Below are 20,918 nucleotides of genomic sequence, written 5' to 3'. Positions count from 1 at the left end.
CATTACACCCGTGCACCGTGCGTGCGCCCGAGGAGGACCTTGTGAGTTTGCGCCCCCTGAGCGCCGAAGAACGCTCGGCCGCTCTGGCCAAGGCTGCCGCTGCACGCACCGTGCGCGCCGAGTTGAAGGCGCGGCTCAAGACGGGCCAGGACACGGTGGCACGGATTCTTGACGCCGCCGACAGTGATCCGGCCGTGAGCCGGTTGAAAGTCACCGAATTATTGGAAGCCCTGCCGGGCATTGGAAAGGTACGTGCCACTGTGATCATGAATGAGCTGGGCATTGCGTCAACGCGCAGGCTCAGGGGATTGGGTGTGCACCAGCGCAAGGCCCTGGTCAACTTCGTGGAAGGCACCGCGTGAGCGCCGCCGCCAAGCCCTACACGGGACTGACGGTCCTGGCCGGGCCCACCGCCGTGGGCAAGGGCACCGTCTCCACGTTCATCCGCGACAACTACCCGCAGGTCTGGCTCTCCGTTTCGGCCACCACCCGCAAGGCCCGTCCGGGCGAGGTGGAGGGTGTGCACTACTTCTTCAAGAGCCCTGAGGAATTTGATTCACTGATTGCCGACGGCGATTTCCTGGAGTGGGCAGTGGTCCACGGCCAGAACCGCTACGGGACGCTGCGCAGCACCGTGGAGAACGCCGTCGCCGAGGGCAAGCACGTGCTGCTGGAAATCGATCTGCAGGGTGCCCGCCAGGTCAAGGAGGCCCTGCCGGAGGCCCAGTTTGTCTTTCTGGCCCCGCCCAGCTGGGAGGAATTGGTCCGCCGCCTGGTGGGCCGCGGCACCGAAACGGCCGAGGAACAGCAGCGCCGTCTGGAAACCGCTAAACTGGAACTTGCTGCCGAGCCGGAGTTTGACCACACCATCGTCAATGATGATGTGCGCCGCGCGGCAGCCGAGCTCGTTACATTGATGGGACTGACCCCCAATCACGCCGATTGAGGGACAACCTCCCCACAAGATTTTGGAGAAATAGTGTCGAACCAACTCGAAGGCATCATCAACCCGCCGATCGATTCCCTGCTCGAGGCAGCCGACTCGAAGTACGGGCTGGTCATCTTCGGCGCCAAGCGTGCCCGCCAGATCAACGCCTACTACGCCCAGCTGCACGAGGGTCTCTTTGAGTACGTTGGCCCGCTGGTGGACACCAAGCTGAATGAGAAGCCGCTCTCCATCGCGCTGCGCGAGATCAACGAAGGCCTGCTGGTCTCCACCCCGATCGTCGAAGAAGCACAGTAAGCACACGTGGTTTCCCACACTATTGTCCTGGGGGTAGGCGGCGGCATCGCCGCCTACAAGGCGGCATCCCTGCTGCGGCTTTTCACCGAGGCCGGGCATTCCGTCACAGTGGTCCCCACGGAGGCCGCCACCCGCTTTGTGGGTGTGGCCACCTGGGAGGCCCTCTCCGGGCACAGTGTGACCAACAGCGTGTTTGACATGGTTGAAAAGGTCAACCATGTGCAATTGGGACAGCAGGCGGATCTGATCGTGGTGGCTCCGGCCACCGCGGATCTGCTCGCCAAGGCCGCCAACGGGCGCGCCGACGACCTGCTGACCACCACCTTGCTGATGGCCCGCGGGCCGGTGCTCTTTTCCCCGGCCATGCACACCGAAATGTGGCGCCACCCGGCCACGCAGGACAACATTGCGAGGCTGCGCGCCCACGGCGCCCACGTGCTCGACCCCGCCGTGGGTCGGCTGACCGGCAAGGATTCCGGCCCCGGCCGGCTGCCCGAGGCCGAGGACATCTTCGCCGCGTCCATGGCACTGCTGGACGGCACCGTGGCGCCGGGCATCGAGCCCGGTTCGCTGGACGGCCGCCAGGTGGTCATCACCGCCGGGGGCACCCGTGAACCGCTGGATCCCGTCCGTTTCCTGGGCAACCGGTCCTCCGGCAAGCAGGGCGTGGCCCTGGCCGCCGCGGCGTTGGCCGCGGGCGCCCGGGTCACCCTGATCGCCGCCCACCTTGAGGTGCCCACCCCGGCCGGTGCCGCCGTCGTCGGCGTGGAAACAGCGCTGGAGCTCCGCGAGGCCACCCTGGCTGCCGCGGCCGATGCGGACGTGGTCATCATGGCCGCCGCCGTGGCGGACTTCCGCCCGGCCACCAGTGCCGCCACCAAGATCAAGAAGCGCGACGACGTCGCCGATCCCGTCATTACGCTGGTCCGCAACCCCGACATCCTGGCCGAGCTCGGCGCCACCCGTGCCACCCGCCAGGCCGGCCAGCTGATTGTCGGCTTTGCCGCCGAAACGGGCGACGACGGCGGCAGCGTGCTGGACTATGCGCGCGCCAAGCTGGAACGCAAGGGTGCCGACCTCCTCGTGGTGAACGAGGTGGGTGGGGGCAAGGTCTTTGGCCAGGACTCCAACCAGGTCACCATCCTGGCCCGCGGCAGCACCGAACAGGCGCAGGCCGCCGGTTCCAAGGACCAGGTGGCCGCCGCCGTCGTGGCCCTGGTGGCCAGCCGCCTGGCCGCCGCCCACGGCTGACGCCGGTCCGCAACTTCGTATGACCATCCGTGTCCTGCCCCAGGGGTTGGCACGCACGAACAAAGTAGAGTGTCTAAGTGACTAACACCAACCCCCGCATGCGCCTCTTTACGTCTGAATCCGTCACGGAGGGGCACCCGGACAAGATCTGCGACCAGATCAGCGATGCCATTTTGGACGCGCTGCTGGCCGAGGACCCCAATTCCCGCGTGGCCGTGGAGACCATGGCCACCACGGGCCTGGTGCACGTGGCCGGTGAGGTCACCACCGAGGCCTATGTGGAGATCCCGCAGATTGTCCGCAACACCATCTTGAACATTGGCTACGACTCCTCGGCCAACGGCTTTGACGGCGCCCGCTGCGGCGTGTCCGTCTCCATCGGCCAGCAGTCCCCGGACATCGCCGACGGCGTGTTCAACGCCCTCGAGGTCCGCGAGGGCACCGCCGTCGACGAGTACGACCACCAGGGCGCCGGCGACCAGGGCATCATGTTCGGCTACGCCAGCAATGAGACCGCCTCGTACATGCCGACGCCGATCTTCCTGGCGCACCGCCTCTCCGAGCGCCTCACCGAGGTCCGCAAGAACGGCGAGCTGGCCTACCTCCGCCCCGACGGCAAGACCCAGGTCACAGTGGGCTACCAGGGCGACGTCCCCGTCTCCGTGGAAACCGTTGTCATCTCCAGCCAGCACTCCGAGGAGACCTCGCTCGAGCAGCTCCGCGCGGACCTGGCCCGTTTCGTGATCGACCCGGTGCTGGCCATGTCCGACCTGGACATCTCGCACGTGAAGAACATCCTCAACCCGGCCGGCGCCTTCGTGGTGGGCGGCCCGGTGGGCGACGCCGGCCTGACCGGCCGCAAGATCATCGTTGACACCTACGGCGGCATGGCCCGCCACGGTGGCGGTGCCTTCTCCGGCAAGGACCCGTCAAAGGTTGACCGTTCCGCCGCCTACGCCATGCGCTGGGTGGCCAAGAACGTCGTCGCCGCGGGTCTGGCCAGCCGCGCCGAGATCCAGATTGCCTACGCCATCGGCAAGGCACGCCCCGTGGGCACCTACGTGGAGACCTTCGGCACCGAGACGGTGGATCCGGACCGCATCTCCGATGCCATCGCGGAAATCTTCGACCTGCGCCCGCAGGCCATCATCAACGATCTTCAGCTCAAGCGCCCCATCTACGCCAAGACGGCCGCGCACGGCCACTTCGGCCGCGACGATCCCGATTTCACCTGGGAGAACCTGGACCGGGTGGATGCCCTGAAGTCCTTCTTCAACGCCTAGAACGCAGCAAGGGGCCTGTGCACGCATTGTGCACAGGCCCCTTGGCGTTAACCACTTCCCGCTAACGCGGCGTTTGCGGTGGAACCGGAATGTCGGTGGCATGTGGTTGGGTTGAAGGTGGCAGCAGAAGGGCTGCCGGACACCGGTTGCTGGGGTGGATTGCGGCCGGGTTCCAGGCTGGTTTCTGGATTGGTGTCTGGTGCAGGGGAGGAGCGCGCATGGACGAGGACGCAGGGGTGCAGTTGTCGCTGCTGGGCGGCTTTGTGGCGCGCGAACGCAGCCCCGATCCCCACAGCGGTGTGGTGCTGGCCGCGCAGCTTCCCGTCGCGCGTGTGTTGATCGAGTCCTCGCTGCCGCACCTGGACCGGATCTTTGACTACAGCGTGCCCGCCGAGCTCGACGCCGAGGCCACACCGGGCGTGCGGGTCAAGGTGCGCTTCTCCGGCCAGGACCTCAACGGCTTCCTCGCCGAGCGCGTTGCCACCTCCGACACGCCTAAGCTGACGCCGCTGTCCAAGGTGCTGTCCGCCGTCGCCGTGCTGACCCCGGAGGTGCTGGCGCTGGCCCGCGCCGTGGCCGAACGCTGTGCCGGCAGCGTCAGCGACGTGCTGCGCGTGGCCATCCCGCCGCGCGTGGCCAAGCTGGACAAGGAGTATCTGGAGGCCCGTTCCGGCCTGCCCGCGGGCGCCGCGCCGGAGGCCCCGGCATCGCCCGGCCCCAGCCTGCTCGCCGGCTACCAAAACGGTGCGGCCTTCCTCTCCCATCTGGCCGCCGGCGGCTCGCCCCGCGGGGTGCTCAACGCGCTCCAGGGCTTCGGCCCCGCCTCGTGGCACCACCAGCTGGCCCAGGCCATGGCCCATTGCCATGCCTCCGGGCGCGGCGCCATCGCGGTGGTTCCGGACCAGCGCGACCTCCTGCTGCTCGAGGCCGCCGCGGCCGATGTCCTGCCCGCGGGCAGCTTTGTCCGGCTGACCGCCGAGGACGGGCCCAGCATCCGCTACGCCAATTTCCTCCGGGTGCTCTCCGGCGAGGTCCGCGTGGTGCTCGGCACCCGCTCCGCCGCCTACGCGCCCATCGCCGATCCCGGGCTCTTCTGCCTGTGGGACGACGGCGATGACAACCATGTGGAGCGGCGCGCGCCGTACCAGCACAGCCGCGACGTCCTGCTGCTGCGCGCCGAAGCCCAGGGAGCGGCGATGCTGCTGGCCGCCCACAGCCGCAGCCCCGAGGCCCAGCGGCTGCTCAACAGCGGCTGGGCCCAGCCCATCCACCCCGAGCGCAGCGTGGCCCGGTCGCTGACCGCCCGGGTCATCAGCACCGCCGACTCCTACGAGAGCGCCCTGGATCCCCTGGCGCGCATCGCCCGTTTGCCGGAGCGTGCCTGGTCCACGGCCAAGGAGGCGCTCACGCGCGGTCCCGTGCTGGTCCAGGTGGCCCGCACGGGGTACGCGCCCTCGTTGGCGTGCCAGCGCTGCCGCGAGATTGCCCGGTGCCCGGCCTGCAGCGGGCCGCTGATGCAGTCGATGCACGGTTCCGGCATGGAGCCGCTGACCGCCTGCCGCTGGTGCGGCACGCCGGAAACGGATTTCCACTGTTCCACCTGCGGCGGCCACGAGCTCCGCCGTGTGGTGGTGGGCGCCACGCGCACCGCCGAGGAATTGGGCAAGGCCTTCCCGCAGTTCCCCGTGATCTCCTCCTCCGGTGAGCATGTCAAGGCCAGCATTCCGGACAAGCCGGCCGTGGTGGTGGCAACCGTGGGCGCCGAGCCGTTGGCGCCCTCCGGCTATGCGGCGGCGCTGCTGCTCGACGGCGATGCGCAGCTGCGCCGTGAATCCCTGCGCGCGGAGGAGGGCACCCTGCGCCGCTGGTTCAACGCCGCGGCCCTGGTCCGCCCCGCCCAGGACGGGGGAGTGGTGGTGGTGACGGCCGACGAGTCCGCCGCCGTGGCCGCGCTGGTCCGGTGGGATCCGGCCGGTTATGCCGAGCGCGAGTTTGCCCTCCGTGCGGAGCTGGGCCTGCCCCCGGCCGTGCGCATCGCCTCGATCACCGGTTCCCAGTCCGCGGTGGCCGGGTTTGTTGCTGCGCTTGATCTGCCGGACTCCGTCCGCACGGTGGGCCCCGCGCCGCTGGGCCTGGACGAGGACTACCGCACCCTGTTGTTCTTCCCCTTCGGCCAGGCCCGCCAGGTGACGGCCCGCTTGCGTTCGCTCAAGGCTGCCAACGCCGCCAAGAAGCTGCCCGGTGTCCAGGTCCGCTGCGACGGGTTGGACGTGCTGTAGCCAGTGGGTTCGTGACAGGGAGCTGGCAATTCCACTCATAGCCAGAACATGCGGCACTTCCAGGCCAACGGCGCGTTTCGGACCGAAAGTCCAGAAGTTTGATTCTCCGCACGTCCGCATGTCCGCTGGAACGGCTGTATGGCCTGTAGAAACGTTGGTGTGATGGGCTGCTTTCGTCCAGGTATCGGCCAACGACACTGAATCGACATGCTTTTGGACCGTTTGGCATTGATGCCCGCCGGTCACACGTGTATTGTTGTCTAGTCGCCACTTCCGGCGATTGTCATCGGGATTGTAACTTTCGGCAAGAACCTGAGACGCCACGCCTCGCGCATCAATTTGCAGGGGCCATCCGTCTGTCTTTGTCCGAAGAGTCATCCATGACCGCATTGTGCGTGGGCCGCCAACGGTGCCGCTCACCCCGCAATATATGCGCCCCTAATGGAAATGCACGGCCCTCTTCGGCTCAGATGCTGGCTTGACGACGTCGTCGAGCTACGAGCGAAGGGAACTGAAGTGTTCAAGCAGCTTTCAAAGTTCGGCAAGGCTTTCATGCTGCCGGTTGCCATTTTGCCTGCAGCCGGGTTGCTGCTGGGCATCGGTGGGGCCCTCTCCAATCCGACTACTGTCGCGGCCTATCCTGTGCTGGACAACCATGTCCTGCAGGGCATTTTCGGCGTCATGTCGGCTGCCGGGTCGACAGTCTTTGAGAACCTGGCGATCCTTCTTGCCGTTGGCCTGTGCATCGGTCTGGCCAAGCGAGATAAGGGAACCGCCGCTCTTGCCGGTGTTGTGGGATATCTGGTGATGGTGGCAACGACCAAAGCCCTGTTGGGGATCTTCAGCCCTGATTCCGCAGCGATTGACACCGGTGTGGTTGGGGCGCTGGTCGTGGGCGGTGCGGCTGTCATGCTGCACAACAGGTACAACAACATTCAATTGCCTGCCGTTCTCGGCTTCTTTGGCGGCTCCCGATTTGTACCGATCGCCACGGCCTTTGCGGCCATCGTGGTTGGCGCCGTCTTCTTCATCGTGTGGCCGCCTGTACAGCAGGGGCTGGTCAGCGCCGGTACCGGAATCGCTGGCATGGGCGCCTTTGGAACTTTCCTTTACGGCTCGCTGCTTCGACTCAGTGGTGCAGCGGGTCTGCACCACATGATCTATCCCATGTTCTGGTACACGCCGCTGGGCGGCACTGAAATGGTCAACGGAGTCCAAGTGGCAGGTGCGCAGAAGATCTTCTTCGCCCAGCTCGCAGACCCGAACCACGTTGGACTGTTCACCGAAGGAACCCGCTTCTTCGCAGGCCGTTTTGACACCATGATGTTCGGCCTCCCGGGCGCATGTCTGGCCATGTGGCACTGTATTCCCAAGGGCCGCAGGGCAAAGTACACAGGCCTTTTTGCCTCCGTTGCCTTGACGTCGTTCATCACGGGAATCACTGAACCCATTGAATTCATGTTCCTCTTTGTGGCACCCATCCTCTATGTGATCCACGCAGTCTTTGACGGATTGTCCTTCTTGATTGCGGACCTCCTCAACATCAGGATCGGCAACACCTTCTCCGGAGGCCTCATCGACTTCCTGCTGTTTGGTGTTTTCCAAGGAAACGATCGCACCAACTGGCTGCTGGTCATCCCGGTGGGAATCGTGTGGTTCTTCCTGTACTACTTCACTTTCAAAATCCTGATCAAGAAGTTCCGCTTTGGCACACCCGGCCACTTGGAAGACACATTGGAAAGCGACGCAAAACCCGCCTCGGACCGTGATTCTGAGCTGGTGCCGGCAACAGTCGGCAGCGACAAGGCCGGTACTCCGATTCAGCAGGAAGCTGCACAGATTCTTGTTGCGCTGGGCGGGCCGGAGAACTTGGACGATGTTGACGCATGCATCACCAGGTTGCGTGTGTCCGTCAAGGACCCCAGCCAAGTGGACAAGGACAAACTCCGCCGGCTCGGTGCTACTGGGGTATTCGAGGTCAGTGGCGGCGTCCAAGCCGTTTATGGGGGCAAAGCGGTCCTCTACAAGAACGCTATTAATGAAAGCCTTGGCATTGACGACTAGTCCCTCGCCCAAAGCCCAACGACCTTAGGAGTCAATCAGATGTTGAAAATGTTCAAGAAGAAGGGCGAACCGGTTTTCCGCCCGGCTCCCGGAACCGTGCTGGAACTGAGCGAAGTGCCGGACCCGGTGTTTGCAAGTGGTGCTGTTGGCGAGGGTTTTGCGGTTAGCCCCAGCGAAGGATCCTTCCGCAGTCCTGTTGACGGGGAATTGGTCTTGCTTGCGAAGACGTTGCATGCGTTCGCAGTGCGGACGGATGCCGGCGCGGAAATACTGGTCCACATTGGTATGGACACGGTCAAGTTGAAGGGTGAAGGCTTCACTGCCCACCGGGCAAAGGGCGACCGTGTCCAGCAAGGTGACGTCATCATCACCTGCGATCTGGCCCAGATGGCGCTTTTGGTCCCCTCCATGGTCACACCGGTTCTGGTGGCCAACGGCGGCGACTTCGCCATTGCCGAGACTCAAATCGGCGCTGCCAACGGTTCGCCTGTCATCACCGTTCGGAAGAAATAGCATGGTGCCCGTCACGGGCGCTGCCTGCGCTCGAGCATCTGCCAGGATTGCATCACCATGGACCTGAACCGCGGAGCATCCGCAACCATCAAGAGGGTTTACAACAACAACGTTCTCCTTGCCGAGCTCAGTGACGGCAGCGAGACGGTTCTTGTGGGCAAGGGAATCGGCTTTAACCACAAACCTGGTGAACCTGTTGATCTTGATGCGGCGGATCAAAGGTTTGTACCCGATGGCAGCTATGCTGCCAGCCATGTTGCCGGCGTGCTCAGCGATGCTCCACTGGAGCAGATTGACCTGGCGCAGGAAATTACAGCGATGGCCCAGGCAGAACTGAAATTGGAACCCAGACAATCATTGCTGGTCCCCATTTTGGATCACTTAGGCTTCGCCGTGCAGCGCGCCCGTGACGGCATCAAGGTCGATTTCCCGCTCCGGTGGGAAGTGGCCCAGCTCTACCCGGCCGAGGGAAACCTGGGGCGGCGCGTTGTTGCCCTGGTCATGCAGCGGCTGGGAGTGCAGTTGCAGGAGGAGGAGTGGGTGGCGTTCGCCCTGCACTTCGTCAACCAGCAATGGTCCAAGGCTGATTTTTCCAAGACAGTCGCCATGACCGAGACCATCGCCAGGGTCTTTTCGCTGCTTTCTGTGCGGTGGGGAAAGAACATTGACGAAAACGCGCTGAGCGCTTCGCGCTTCGTGACGCACCTGCGCTATCTCTTTGCGCGGCCGGCCGAAGCCACGGGTTCCGCCTCGCTCCGAGTGGATGTATTGTCCTCCGTCCGTCAGGCGTACCCGGACGCCGCGGACGCCGCCCTGGAGGTGGCCAAGCTCATTGGTGGCGCACTTCGCCGAGATCTCGGTGCGGACGAGGTCTCCTACCTGGCGCTGCATACAAGTCGTCTCTATGTCGAGATGCTCAATACTTAGGATTCAAAATGATTGACTACGCTATTGCCACCACCGGAACAGGGGTTGTGGCCGGGCTTGGCTATGCGCCCGCACTTTGGGTCAAGCCGGCGCCCGTCCTGCCCCACTGCTCTAAAAAACTGGTTCCAGATGATGCGCGGGAGGCCGAAGCTGCCCGGTGGAAGGCAGCAGTTGAAACGGTGGCTGCCAGGCTCACGGCACGTGCGGCGGTCGCCTCCGGAGCAGCCGCGGAAGTCCTTGGAGCAACTGCAGCCCTGGCAACTGACCGCGGCCTCCAGCGGACTGCAATCAAACTCATCTCTGCAGGGTCCACGGCAGAAGCTGCCATGGTGGCCGCGATCGCGCAGTTCATCGCCAAGTTTGAGAAGCTGGGCGGTTTGATGGCTGAGCGGGTTGCCGACCTTGGCGATATCCGCAACCGTGCCGTCTCGGAGCTGCTTGGACTGCCGGAACCCGGCGTCCCCACGCCGGAAAGCCCCATCATCCTGTTGGCCGAGGACCTTGCCCCGGCGGACACGGCGACGCTTGACCCGGCCTTGATCCACGGCATTGCCACCCGCCTGGGCGGACCCACTAGCCACACCGCCATTATTGCCCGGCAGCTGGGAATTCCGTGCGTGGTTGCTGCCGTGGAACTGGCTGAAATCGCGGACGGCACCATGGTCCTCATTGACGGCGCGGCCGGAACGGTCACATTTGGCTCCGAGCCGGCCGAAGCAGAGGCCAAAGTCCAGGCAGATGCCAAGCGCCGCCGCGCTGTGCAGTCCTGGCAGGGGCCGGGCCGCACCCAGGATGGAACCGCGGTCGAAATCCTGGCCAATGTGCAGGACGGCGCCGGCGCACGCGCGGCGGCACAATTCCCGGCACAGGGTGTGGGACTGTTCCGCACGGAACTGTGTTTCCTTTCGGCCCAGCACGAACCGGCCGTTGCAGAACAGGCCGGCATTTATGGCGAAGTTTTGGCAGCCTTCCCAGGCCAGAAAGTGGTCTTCCGGACCCTCGACGCGGGCTCTGACAAGCCGGTCCCCTTTGTGGCCCATGCCCGCGAGGAAAACCCGGCGTTGGGCGTACGGGGCATCCGACTCGGCCACGCCGACCCAGGGTTGCTGCAGCGCCAGCTCGATGCCATTGCACTGGCCGCCACAGCGCACGGTGGCACCACGGCCAAGGTGATGGCTCCCATGGTGGCCACGATCGATGAGGCGCGCTCCTTTGCGGCCGCCTGCCGGGAGCGGCGAATGTCACCGGGGCTCATGGTCGAGGTGCCTTCGGTGGCGTTGTTGGCCGACGCATTCCTGGCAGAAGTCGACTTCTTGTCTATCGGAACAAATGATCTGACCCAGTACACCATGGCAGCTGACCGCATGGCACCTTCCCTGGCTGCGTTGACCGATCCCTGGCAGCCAGCGGTCTTGCGACTCATCCGCCTCGCGGCCTCGGCAGGCATCAGAAGCCAAAAGCCTGTCGGAGTTTGTGGGGAGGCAGCTGCGGACCCGCTTTTGGCATGCATCCTGATCGGCCTGGGCGTGAGCAGCCTGTCCATGGCCCCAAGCGCAGTGGCCGCCGTCGGGACCCAGCTGTCAACCGTGGTGCTGGAGCAATGCCGGTTGGCCGCGACCGCTGTTCTTGGCTGCACCACGGCACTTGAGGCCAGGTCCACGGCTCTCGATTTTCTTTCATAATTCACCCCAGAAATATTCCAAGGAGTAAAAGAATGACCACGCAGACGGTTCTAGTCGGATCCCCGGTGGGCCTGCATGCCCGCCCCGCTGCCATGATTGCCAAGGCTGCTGGTGCCTACGGCGATGAGATTCTGCTCAGCATCGGTGGCGACGACGAGGTAGATGCGACCTCCGCCCTCATGATCATGACCCTCGGCGCCGATTTTGGCTCATCTGTGACAGTGGAGTCGGAGAACGCTGAAGCAGTGGAAGAAATTGCTGCTCTGATCGCAAAGGATCTGGACGCTTAGCCCGAATGGCAAACTCCCGTGAATGGCACAGATGCCCCGATCTTCGGATCGGGGCATCTGTTGTCTTCTCCGGGTCGGGCGGTAGCACTAAGGAATAGTCTGAGCAGCTTCGATGAAGTCCCGAATGAGCTGGGCATCCTTCACGCCGCGGCTGGATTCCACCCCACTGGATATGTCCACGCCCTGAGGTCGCAGGGTGCTGGCGAGCTGGGCAACGTTGTGTGGCGTAAGGCCGCCAGCCAGCAGCCAGAAGCCTGACGGCGACCCATCGTGGAGGTCGCTGGCGTCAAAGGTCTCGCCGGTTCCGGGCTCGACGGCGTCCAGCAGGATCCGTTCGGATTCCCATGCCTGCTTCTCCACCTGATCCAGGGCGCTGTAGGCCGCCGCCGAGAAGGCACGCAGTGTGCGGAACCCCTCTTTCCGGAGGCGGGCCACGTCCGCCAGCGTTTCATCGCCGTGCAACTGGACGGTGGTCAGCGCCGCGCGGCGTGCGGTGTCCACGACCTCGTCGATGGACTGGTTGCGGAAAACGCCAACCGTCTCAATTCCCTGGGGCACTTCGCGCCCAAGCTCAAGTGCGAGGTCAGCGCTGATGGTCCGCGGACTGCCTGGCGCGAAGACGAATCCGACGGCGTCGGCTCCTGCAGCGGTGGCCGCGGCAACGGTTTCGGCGGTCTGAAGACCACAGATCTTGATGTACATTTCTGGCTTCAATCCTGACTCTTTCATTGCCCAGCGGCTGGTGCCGGCCGCCGTCTGGCACCATTGCAATGTTAACAGGCCATCGGACAGCGGCCGCTGGCACCGACATGGAGTGAAGCATGGCCGAACAGCTCATCCTCATCAACGGCATCCCAGCCTCTGGCAAGACAACACTGGCGAATGGACGCGGGGACCTTCTAGACATTCCAGTTCTGTGCTAAAAGACACGTTGATGGACGCCTATGCCGACATCACGGCCATGACCGTGGCGGGGACACCCTTGGGTGCCCTGGCATCGGAGGCGAAGTGGCATGTGGCCGGGCTTATCAGTGGGACAGCCATTGTTGAGTCGTCCTGGGTGAAACGCCGTGATCTCGGGTACGCGCGTGCTGGTCTGGCCAAAGCCGGGAATCCCGTATTTGCCAGTCTGGTGCGACATCGCGCCGGAGGTGGCCTGGGCCCGCTGCCGTGCCCGCGTGCGGCATGCCATTCGTCCTGTAGGGGAGGACGCGCATGAACGATGGGCCGGGTGGGTTCGGGGCGCTCAACCACTGGCTCTCGGGCCGGTCAGCACAGTCAGGACCGACGGCATCGTCGAAGTTGATCTGCTGGAAAGAAGCGTCGAAGCCCAACTCGCCCGGGATATTGGCGCCAATTGGGGACTCCCATCGCCAACATAAGTCCCTGCGACGGCCAGTGGTGGCCGTAACTCGTTCGCGCAAATCGGCAGGATCCTGCCGATTTGGCGATTCTGGAGGCATTGGATCCGCCTCGCGACCCGTTTCGGCAATGTATTGCCGAAATTCGGCCATGAAGGCAACTGCAGGGATAGGGTTACAGGATCTGAAGTTCAGCGCATCGCCGCTCCGAAACGATTGGCGAGAGCTGCCGTTCCGCCTTGGCGAGCCGGTAGACCAAGCAGTCGCAGCCCCGCACTGTGCGTCTTCGGGGCTGCGGGACACATGCGGAACATCCAGCACGGGCGTAGGCTGTGGCAACATCTTGGGGAAGTTCGCGTGGCAGCACATCGCAGGACGACCATTGCCAGAGCACTGTGGAGTCTGGCAGCCATCGCTGTTGTCGTCGGCATCTGGATCACCTTCACTCTGGCGCCGCACGCGGCACCAACGATCCTCGCCGTAGTCTTCTGGACTGCCATTGCGGGAGGCATCACCGTGGGCTTGGTCCGTGGCAGGCGGGGATACAAGTTGCGGGAAGCTTTCGCTCCGGGTGCAGGTGCGGCCGAGGGCTGTCAGGAGCTGCTGACGGGGCAGGACGGGCTGGCGTGTTCCATTGAACAGTCTCCTCGACCACGCCCGAATGCCAGAGCCATGCCAGCCGACCCAACCCGCCAAGTCGTCGACAGGCCACAGCGGCAAGAAGAGCCTTGAACCGTGGGGAACAATCCGACAACGATGACGGAGAGGTGCCCACCATGGGTGCCGAGGGAAATGCAGATTTGGTCAGGCGCGGCGATGAGGCGTTCATAGTGGGTGATATGGCGACCCTGGGCAGGCTGTTTGCCGACGATGCACTCTGGCACGTTGCCGGCAACAATGCGCGGTCCGGTCCGCAGGAGGGACGAGAGGCCATCCTGGCGTACTTCGGCGATCTGGGGGCACAGACCACAGGGGAGCCCTGCGGTGACGCTCGTCGAGATCGTTGCCGGGGAGGAGTGTACGGTTGCCCGGCAGCACAACACGGTTCAGGCAATGACTTCTGGTCCTGGAACCTGGCTGGGAATCCGGTGGATGGAGGAGGATCAGGATCCGTCCGGATTCTCCCCATCGCTGTCACCGTCGGCCGTGGTTTCATCTGCCGGCTCAACACCAGGTTCGGAGCCGCCGTCGCCGTGCGGGATTTCATCCTCGGGCTCGGGGGCGCCGTAGCCGCCCTCACGTGTGCCGAGATTGGACCGATGCTCTTCGGTGGTCATGGCGTCTCCTGCGATTGGGTCTTGATCCGCCTCCGCCAGGGACGGGGGAGGCCGCTTGGGTCAAGTGTGCCGCGCCACCGCACCTAATGGCCAGAGGTTCAGGCTGCCGCCCTACTTGCCGGCAGAGCCCTTCGCCGCCACCAGCTCCTCAGCAATGGCCAGAAGCTCCCGCGCCGAGGCATCCCAGCTGAACGTGGCCGCCTGGGCCACCGAGGCTTCAGAACGCGCCTGCCAGACGCCCGGCTCGGCCAGCGCACGCACGGCTGCGGCAAACTCTGAAGCAGAATCCGCCGCGACGTAGCTGGCCGCTGTGCCGCCCACTTCGCGGAAGATGTCGGTGTCGGCCACCACCACGGGGGTGCCCAGGGCCATGGCCTCCACCAGCGGCAGGCCGTAGCCCTCGGCCTTGGACAGCGTCACCAGGGCCGTGGCGCGCAGCAGCAGGGCGTCGTATTCGGCGTCCGTGACGCCGTTGTGGAAGACGACGGATGCGCCGGCGGGGATCTGAGCCTCCAGCTCGGCCCGGCGCGCGGGGTTGACCCGGCTGAGCAGGTGCAGCGTGAAGCCTCCCAGCTCCGCCATGCCGGCAATGAGCGTCTCCACGTTCTTGTAGGGCATGAACGAGCCCATGTAGACCAGCGTCTTCTCCGGCGCCACGGTGGCATTGCGCGGCACGCGGGCACCCTGCGGCGCGTTGCCGACAATGCGGATGGGCTTGCGGGTCAGCGCGTGCTGTTCCATCAGGGCCCGGGTGGTCTTGCTGATGGTGGCGACGACGTCGGCCCGGTTCAGCAGGAGCCGCTGGGGCCAGTAGGCCTTGTGGTACAGCCGCCAGAGCACGCGGATCGGTGCCGGCAGGAAGCCGGGAGGGGTGGGGTGCTCGTAGTAGATGAGGTCGTGCAGGGTGAGCACCAGCGGGTACTTCCGCCCCCAGCTGCCCATGGTCTGCATCGGGCAGAACACCAGGTCCGGCTCCAGCATGTTGATCTGGCCGGCGACAAAGAGCTCGCGCGGCGAGAGCGGGCTGGTGACCTTCACATAGGGCAGGTCCGGCAGCAGGGCGAGCTGGCGCTCGTCGGAAATCAGCATGGTGACCCGGGCGTACGGGGCCACGGCCTCCATCAGGCTGGCGCCGTAGCGGCTGATCCCGTCGTGGTGGTCGGTGCGGGTGAACCGGGCGTCGATGACCAGGTGCAGCGGCCTGCCGGCGGCGTCGAAGGCGGGGGAGGGGGTGTTCACTTGGCCGGGTGCCTTTCCAGGAAGCGGGTGATGGCTGCGGCGGCCGGGGCCGGCGTTTCATAGTGGATCAGGTGCCCGACGCCGTCGATGACCACCAGCTCGGCATCTGGCAGCAGCTCCATGAGCTTGTGCTGGGTGGGCAGGGTGGCGATCTCGTCGTCTGCACCGGCGATGAGCAGCACCGGCAGGGTCAGCCGGCCGGCCACCTGGCGCACGGTCCCGCCGATGGAGGCGCGGAAGGATTCCAGCAGCATTTCCCGGTTGGCGAAGAGGCTGAAGTAGCGGTTGTGCTGGTCGTGGATGAACTCCAGCAGGTCCTTATCCTTGGTCTTGGCCATGGCGACGGACATGACCTTCACAATCAGCTTGCTCCGCAGCAGGGCGTTGCCCAGCCGGGCGGGCAGCCGGGCGGAGGCCAGGTAGTAGAACAGGGCCAGCTTGGACAGCACGCCCTTGGGGCCCTCCAGCGCGGGGGCGGCGATGGGATTGACCAGGACCAGCGGGAACACCCGGGTGGGATCGGCGGCCACAAAGTGGCTGGCCACGATGGAGCCGAAGGAATGGCCCAGCAGCACGGTGTCCGGGCCCAGGCCCAGCGCCGCCATGAACGCGGCCAGGAAGCGGCCGTAGTGTTCGACGTCGTGCGGGGCGCTGCGGAACGGCTCGGAGCGTCCAAAGCCTGGCAGGTCCGGCATGATGATGCGGATGCCGGGCAGCTCCTGGACCACACGTTCGAGGCCGTGGTGGTCGCCGCGGAACCCGTGCACCACCAGCATGGTCCGGGTACCGGCGGACTCCACCAGCGGGGCGTACTCCCAGTAGTGGACGGTGGCGCCGTCCAGCTCCAGGGTGTGCTCGCGCATGCGCGGGCCAAGGCTGAGCGAAATTTGGGTCACGACCGTGCCGTCCAGTGGTTGGGTGCTAGTTCATCAGGGCGGGATTGGAACCGGAGTGGTGGCCGCGGTCAAGATCCGCCACGGCATCCATCTCCTCCGCGCTGAGGCTGAAGTCAAAGATGTTCAGGTTTTCGGCAATGCGCGCGGCCGAGCTGGCCTTGGGCACCGTGAGGATGCCGCTCTGATGGTGCCAGCGCAGGGCAATCTGCGCCACGGACTTGCCGTGCGCCGCCGCCAGGGCCGCCAGCACGGGATCGGCCAGCACCTGGCCGCGGGCCAGCGGGCTCCAGGCCTGGGTGTGGATGCCGGCGGAATCATGCAGGGCGCGCAGTTCGCGCTGCTGGAGCCACGGGTGCAACTCCACCTGGTTTACGGCGGGCACGACGTCGGTCTCCGCCAGCAGGCGCTCGAGGTGCTCCGCCTCAAAGTTGGAGACGCCAATGGCCCGCACGCGGCCGTCGTGGTACAGCTTCTCCAGCGCCTTGTACGTGGGGATGTAGAGGTCGCGGTCCGGGCAGGGCCAGTGGATCAGGTACAGGTCCAGATAGTCCAGGCCCAGCGTCGCCATGGTGGTCTCAAACGCGGCCAGGGTGGCGCCGTAGCCGTGGCTGTCGTTCCAGACCTTGGAGGTCACGAAGATGTCCTCGCGCTCCAGCCATTCCTCGGTGGCCGCGCGGACGGCCTGGCCCACGCCGGCCTCGTTGGCGTAGAGGGCGGCCGTGTCCAGGGTGCGGTAGCCGGCCTCCAGTGCCAGCCCGCACAGCTGGGCACTGTCCTCCAGCGGCACTTTGTAGAGGCCGTACCCCACCGAGCCGATGGAAACGCCGTTGTTGAGGGTCACTGAGGGGGCCGTATGCATGCCCCAACTCTACCGACCCGCGCGCTACCCCAGCGGCAGGAAACCCATCGCCTCCGCCGCGTCAGCGCCGTCGGACTCCACGAGCAGGCGCGCGGTGGCCTCGTCCAGGATGAGGTCGGTGGCCAGTCCGGCGGCCAGCGCGCCGCGCAGACCGTTGAGTTTGGACTCGCCCGAGACCACGCAGATCCGGCGCCGGACCTGCCGCAGCAGGGCCAGGTCCGGCCCGGAGGAGCGTTCGTTGAGCACAATGCCCGCATTCGAGCCGTCCGCGCGGAAGAACACCGTGGCGACGTCGCCGACGACGGCGCTGGCGGCCAGGGAGTCGATGTCGCCCTCGTCCAGGTAGCCGCCGGAGTAGACATGGCTGGGGACATCGGCATCGATGGAGCCGACGCCGAAGATGGCCATCGTCATCCGTTCCTGCAGGCCCAGGATGCGCAGCACGCTGCGTTCGCGCCACATCAGCTTCTTGGTTTCGGCCTGGTCAAAGAAGGCGGGCACCGGGAACTGTTCCACCCGGGCGCTGTAGGCGTTGCCGAAGCGGCGCATGATCTCGCTGGCGTAGGTGATGCCGGAGGTCTGCGTGTTGCCGGCACCGTTCAACTGCACGATCACGCTGCCGTGGGTGACCTTGCGGGTCAGATGCCGGCTGACGGCGCTGATGGTGGCTCCCCAGGCCACCCCGATGACGGCGTTGGAATCCACCAGCGGACCGATGGTGCGGGCCGCCTGCAGGCAGACGCGCTCCAGCACCTCCACCTCGTTGAGGGTGTCAGCCACCGGAACCACATGGACATCCACCTTGTACTTGGCCCGGATGGCGCGCTCCAGCTCCGGCGCGCGGTCCATGGGGGAGCGGATCTGGATCTGCACCAATCCCGTCTCCCGCGCAGTGGAGAGCAGCCGGGAGACGGTGGACCGGGAGGTCCGCAGCTCGCGTGCGATGGCATCCATGGTGAGGTCCTGAAGGTAATACATTTGTGCAGCCCGGAGCGCATCCGAGGCCTTTGCGCGAGAACTTCCCATGTGACCCACTCCATTTTTGCACGTTTGTGCATGCCGCTTGACTATATTTTCCAGCTATTCAAACAATAATGGAAGAAGGCGCCCACCAGCGCGAAAAATCGGGACTCGAAGAGGTCACATTGAGAATCCTTGGCTCCAAATCCACCACTGCCGCCGACACCGAGACCGCCACCTCATCCCGTCCCGAAGTGCTCTCGCTGCGCGAACGCCCCAACGCATCGGCGCTCATCATTGGCGGCGGGATCAACGGCGTCGGCACGTTCCGCGATTTGGCCTTGCAGGGCGTTGACGTGGCCTTGGTGGAGCGCGGCGACTACTGCCAAGGTGCCTCGGGTGCCTCCTCGCACATGATCCACGGCGGCATCCGCTACCTGGAAAACGGCGAATTCCGCCTGGTGCGCGAATCCGTGGTGGAGCGCAACCGCCTGCTGAATCTTGCCCCGCACTACGTCAAGCCGCTCAAGACCACCATCCCGATCTTCAGCACCGTCTCCGGCGTCTTGTCCGCGCCGCTTCGCTTCCTCACGCACAAGCAGCAGGGCAAGCCGAAGGAGCGCGGCGCGTTCCTGATCAAGCTGGGCCTGAGCCTGTACGACTCCTTCTCCCGCGACGGCGGCACGGTTCCCCGCCACCAGTTCAAGGGCCGCACCAAGGCACTGGCCGAGCTGCCCGCCCTGAACGCCGGGATCAAATACACGGCCAGCTACTTCGACGCCTCGGTGCACAACCCCGAGCGCCTGACCCTGGACGTGCTCCAGGACGGCGAGAAGGCCGGCCGCACCGCCGACGGAACGCGCAACGCCCGGGCCACCAACTACCTGGCCGTCACCGCCATCACGGCCGACGGCGTCGAACTGACGGACCAGCTGACGGGGGAGAGCTTCACCTTCACCGCCGACGTCATCGTCAACGCCACCGGCGCCTGGGTGGACAAGACCAACCAGGCCATGGGGGCCGCCACCCGTTTCATGGGCGGCACCAAGGGCTCGCACATCGTGCTGGACCACCCCGAACTGCTGGCCGCCTGCAACGGCCGCGAAATCTTCTTTGAGCACACCGATGGCCGCATCGTGCTGATCTACCCGATGGGCGACCGCGTGCTGGTGGGAACCACGGATGTCGACGCCGACATGGACAAGGACGCCGTGTGCACCGCGGAGGAGGTTGACTACTTCTTCGACCTGATTGGCCATGTGTTCCCGGCCATCACCGTGGACAAGGACTCCATTGTCTACACCTTCTCCGGTGTCCGCCCGCTGCCGCGCCACGACGAGACGGCCCCCGGTTTTGTCTCCCGCGACTACCGCATTGAGCGCGAGGACCACACCATCGCCGGAAAGCCGGTCCCGGCCCTGAGCCTGGTGGGTGGCAAGTGGACCACCTTCCGCGCCCTCTCCGAGCACCTCGCCAACGACGTCCTGGCCCTGCTGGGCGTCGAGCGCCAGGTTTCCACGGCCACGCTGGCCATCGGCGGCGGTGCCGATTTCCCGGCCACCGATGCCGCCGTCGAGGCATGGATCACGGCCCACGCGACCGACACCGTTGACGCGGCCCGTGTCGCTGTCCTGCTGACCCGCTATGGCACCCGCGCCGCCGCGGTCATCGACTACCTGCAGGCCGGCGATGACAAGGTGTTCGAATCCACGCATGAGCTGAGCACCCGCGAGGTTGCCTTCATGGTGGAGAACGAGCAGATCGGCCACCTCGTCGACGTGCTGATCCGCCGCACGTCGCTGGCCTTCCGCGGCCTGGTCACCGCCGAGCTGCTCGACGAGCTGGCGCAGGCGCTTGCCGCACCGCTGGGCTGGGATGCGGCAACGCGCACGGCGGAGATTGCGCACGCGCAAGACACCCTGGACCGCTTCCACGGGGTCCAGGTCCAAAGCTTGATCGCCTGAGGCTACAAGCCTGACGGCACAAGAATGGGCGGTGCTCACTCGAGCCGCCCCACAACAGAATAGAAACTAAGGAGTCAAAGATGTCTCTTGGAATCATCTTCCTGTCAGAAGTGATGGGAACCATGATGCTCACCCTGCTGGGTTGCGGCGTTGTGGCCAACGTTGCCCTGAAGGGAACGAAGGGCAACGCCGGCGGTTTCCACCTCGTCAACTGGGGATGGGGCCTGGCCGTCATGGCCGGTGTGTTTGTTGCCGCCAAGTCCGGCGCCCACCTGAACCCGGCCGTGACCCTGGGCATCGTGTCCAGCGGCGCCAAGGAATTTGTTCCGGGAGTCCCCGTGGACGGCGCATCGATCTTCACCTACTTTGGCGGCGAGCTGACCGGTGCCTTCATTGGTGCGGTCCTGTGCTGGCTGGCCTACAAGCAGCACTTCGATGCGGAGCCCCTGGCCGCCTCGAAGCTGGCGGTCTTCTCCACCGGCCCGGCCATGCGCAACTACACGTGGAACCTGGTGACTGAGATCATCGGAACCTTCGTGCTGGTCTTCGTCATCCTCATGTTGGGCAACCAGCCGAACCAGCTCGGCCCGCTGGCCGTGGCCCTGTTGGTTGTCGGCATCGGCGCCTCCCTCGGTGGACCCACCGGCTACGCCATCAACCCGGCGCGTGACCTCGGCCCCCGCGTCGCCCACGCAATCCTCCCGATCAAGGGCAAGGGCTCCAGCGACTGGGCCTACTCCTGGGTCCCGGTCGTCGGACCGATCATCGGTGGCGTGCTCGGTGGCCTGATGTCCCAGTGGGTTCCGGTAATGATCAAGTAGTCCCCGCGT

19 protein-coding genes are annotated in these 20,918 nt (G+C 65.3%); 13 read left to right on the top strand and 6 right to left on the bottom strand.

The window, feature by feature from the left end:
• Positions 1-41 precede the first annotated feature (41 nt).
• From mihF to ACQCSX_RS05210, 11 genes are all read left to right on the top strand, one after another.
• Positions 42-362, top strand: coding sequence for an integration host factor, actinobacterial type (gene mihF / locus ACQCSX_RS05260; RefSeq protein ID WP_427018017.1), 321 nt, complete (start codon positions 42-44; stop codon positions 360-362).
• Complete coding sequence (gene gmk, locus ACQCSX_RS05255) at positions 359-946, top strand: guanylate kinase (RefSeq protein ID WP_427018016.1); 588 nt, start codon at positions 359-361, stop codon at positions 944-946. Before mihF ends, gmk begins: the two co-directional genes overlap by 4 nt.
• A gap of 33 nt (positions 947-979) precedes the next feature.
• On the top strand, positions 980-1,243 hold the full coding sequence (rpoZ, locus tag ACQCSX_RS05250) for a DNA-directed RNA polymerase subunit omega (RefSeq protein ID WP_427018015.1): 264 nt from the start codon (positions 980-982) through the stop codon (positions 1,241-1,243).
• Between the two features lie 6 nt (positions 1,244-1,249).
• Positions 1,250-2,494 (top strand): bifunctional phosphopantothenoylcysteine decarboxylase/phosphopantothenate--cysteine ligase CoaBC, encoded by a 1,245-nt coding sequence (coaBC, locus tag ACQCSX_RS05245; protein ID WP_427018014.1) that lies wholly within the window; start codon positions 1,250-1,252, stop codon positions 2,492-2,494.
• A 98-nt stretch (positions 2,495-2,592) separates the two neighbouring features.
• Positions 2,593-3,777 carry a methionine adenosyltransferase gene (gene metK / locus ACQCSX_RS05240; protein WP_427018971.1) on the top strand — a complete coding sequence of 395 codons (1,185 nt, stop codon included), beginning with the start codon at positions 2,593-2,595 and terminating at the stop codon, positions 3,775-3,777.
• A gap of 218 nt (positions 3,778-3,995) precedes the next feature.
• Positions 3,996-6,056, top strand: a complete 2,061-nt coding sequence (locus ACQCSX_RS05235; protein WP_427018013.1) for a primosomal protein N' — start codon at positions 3,996-3,998, stop codon at positions 6,054-6,056.
• Positions 6,057-6,572: 516 nt separating this feature from the next.
• Entirely contained in the window at positions 6,573-8,120 is a 1,548-nt protein-coding gene (locus ACQCSX_RS05230) for a PTS transporter subunit EIIC (protein WP_427018012.1), read from the top strand.
• A gap of 39 nt (positions 8,121-8,159) precedes the next feature.
• Positions 8,160-8,633, top strand: a complete 474-nt coding sequence (locus ACQCSX_RS05225) for a PTS sugar transporter subunit IIA (RefSeq protein WP_427018011.1) — start codon at positions 8,160-8,162, stop codon at positions 8,631-8,633.
• A 57-nt stretch (positions 8,634-8,690) separates the two neighbouring features.
• A complete protein-coding gene (locus ACQCSX_RS05220) occupies positions 8,691-9,560 on the top strand; it encodes a PRD domain-containing protein (protein WP_427018010.1) in 870 nt (289 codons plus the stop codon).
• Positions 9,561-9,568: 8 nt separating this feature from the next.
• Positions 9,569-11,242, top strand: coding sequence for a phosphoenolpyruvate--protein phosphotransferase (ptsP, locus tag ACQCSX_RS05215; protein ID WP_427018009.1), 1,674 nt, complete (start codon positions 9,569-9,571; stop codon positions 11,240-11,242).
• A 32-nt stretch (positions 11,243-11,274) separates the two neighbouring features.
• Positions 11,275-11,532, top strand: coding sequence for an HPr family phosphocarrier protein (locus ACQCSX_RS05210; protein WP_427018008.1), 258 nt, complete (start codon positions 11,275-11,277; stop codon positions 11,530-11,532).
• Positions 11,533-11,619: 87 nt separating this feature from the next.
• Here the strand turns inward: ACQCSX_RS05210 and ACQCSX_RS05205 are convergent, their stop codons facing one another.
• The 6 genes from ACQCSX_RS05205 to ACQCSX_RS05180 all read right to left on the bottom strand — a co-directional run bounded on the left by ACQCSX_RS05205 (position 11,620) and on the right by ACQCSX_RS05180 (position 18,190).
• Complete coding sequence (locus ACQCSX_RS05205) at positions 11,620-12,234, bottom strand: phosphoribosylanthranilate isomerase (protein WP_427018007.1); 615 nt, start codon at positions 12,232-12,234, stop codon at positions 11,620-11,622.
• Positions 12,235-13,996: 1,762 nt separating this feature from the next.
• A complete protein-coding gene (locus ACQCSX_RS05200; RefSeq protein ID WP_427018006.1) occupies positions 13,997-14,170 on the bottom strand; it encodes a hypothetical protein in 174 nt (57 codons plus the stop codon).
• 111 nt (positions 14,171-14,281) lie between these two features.
• Positions 14,282-15,367, bottom strand: coding sequence for a glycosyltransferase family 4 protein (locus ACQCSX_RS05195; protein WP_427018970.1), 1,086 nt, complete (start codon positions 15,365-15,367; stop codon positions 14,282-14,284).
• A gap of 38 nt (positions 15,368-15,405) precedes the next feature.
• Complete coding sequence (locus ACQCSX_RS05190) at positions 15,406-16,272, bottom strand: alpha/beta fold hydrolase (protein ID WP_427018005.1); 867 nt, start codon at positions 16,270-16,272, stop codon at positions 15,406-15,408.
• A 58-nt stretch (positions 16,273-16,330) separates the two neighbouring features.
• Positions 16,331-17,164, bottom strand: a complete 834-nt coding sequence (locus ACQCSX_RS05185) for an aldo/keto reductase (RefSeq protein ID WP_427018004.1) — start codon at positions 17,162-17,164, stop codon at positions 16,331-16,333.
• A gap of 24 nt (positions 17,165-17,188) precedes the next feature.
• Entirely contained in the window at positions 17,189-18,190 is a 1,002-nt protein-coding gene (locus ACQCSX_RS05180; RefSeq protein ID WP_427018003.1) for a sugar-binding transcriptional regulator, read from the bottom strand.
• Positions 18,191-18,258: 68 nt separating this feature from the next.
• Between ACQCSX_RS05180 and ACQCSX_RS05175 the strand changes: the two genes are divergently transcribed.
• Together ACQCSX_RS05175 and ACQCSX_RS05170 are read left to right on the top strand one after the other, a co-directional pair.
• A complete protein-coding gene (locus ACQCSX_RS05175; RefSeq protein ID WP_427018002.1) occupies positions 18,259-20,088 on the top strand; it encodes a glycerol-3-phosphate dehydrogenase/oxidase in 1,830 nt (609 codons plus the stop codon).
• An 80-nt stretch (positions 20,089-20,168) separates the two neighbouring features.
• Entirely contained in the window at positions 20,169-20,909 is a 741-nt protein-coding gene (locus ACQCSX_RS05170) for an MIP/aquaporin family protein (protein ID WP_427018001.1), read from the top strand.
• Positions 20,910-20,918 lie beyond the last annotated feature (9 nt).

Origin of the sequence: Pseudarthrobacter sp. P1, from assembly GCF_050156935.1 — a bacterium.
Lineage (GTDB): Bacteria > Actinomycetota > Actinomycetes > Actinomycetales > Micrococcaceae > Specibacter.
This window is presented reverse-complemented; position numbering and strand designations above follow the sequence as displayed.

Bases quoted from the DNA above. Each gene is read 5' to 3' on its own strand.
- metK (WP_427018971.1), top strand. From the start codon at position 2,593: ATGCGCCTCTTTACGTCTGAATCCGTCACGGAGGGGCACCCGGACAAG.
- ACQCSX_RS05180 (WP_427018003.1), bottom strand. From the start codon at position 18,190: ATGGGAAGTTCTCGCGCAAAGGCCTCGGATGCGCTCCGGGCTGCACAA.
- ACQCSX_RS05170 (WP_427018001.1), top strand. From the start codon at position 20,169: ATGTCTCTTGGAATCATCTTCCTGTCAGAAGTGATGGGAACCATGATG.
- ACQCSX_RS05220 (WP_427018010.1), top strand. From the start codon at position 8,691: ATGGACCTGAACCGCGGAGCATCCGCAACCATCAAGAGGGTTTACAAC.
- ACQCSX_RS05225 (WP_427018011.1), top strand. From the start codon at position 8,160: ATGTTGAAAATGTTCAAGAAGAAGGGCGAACCGGTTTTCCGCCCGGCT.
- ACQCSX_RS05175 (WP_427018002.1), top strand. From the start codon at position 18,259: ATGGAAGAAGGCGCCCACCAGCGCGAAAAATCGGGACTCGAAGAGGTC.
- ACQCSX_RS05200 (WP_427018006.1), bottom strand. From the start codon at position 14,170: ATGACCACCGAAGAGCATCGGTCCAATCTCGGCACACGTGAGGGCGGC.
- ACQCSX_RS05190 (WP_427018005.1), bottom strand. From the start codon at position 16,272: ATGCGCGAGCACACCCTGGAGCTGGACGGCGCCACCGTCCACTACTGG.
- ACQCSX_RS05185 (WP_427018004.1), bottom strand. From the start codon at position 17,164: ATGCATACGGCCCCCTCAGTGACCCTCAACAACGGCGTTTCCATCGGC.
- ACQCSX_RS05235 (WP_427018013.1), top strand. From the start codon at position 3,996: ATGGACGAGGACGCAGGGGTGCAGTTGTCGCTGCTGGGCGGCTTTGTG.
- ACQCSX_RS05205 (WP_427018007.1), bottom strand. From the start codon at position 12,234: ATGTACATCAAGATCTGTGGTCTTCAGACCGCCGAAACCGTTGCCGCG.
- ptsP (WP_427018009.1), top strand. From the start codon at position 9,569: ATGATTGACTACGCTATTGCCACCACCGGAACAGGGGTTGTGGCCGGG.
- ACQCSX_RS05210 (WP_427018008.1), top strand. From the start codon at position 11,275: ATGACCACGCAGACGGTTCTAGTCGGATCCCCGGTGGGCCTGCATGCC.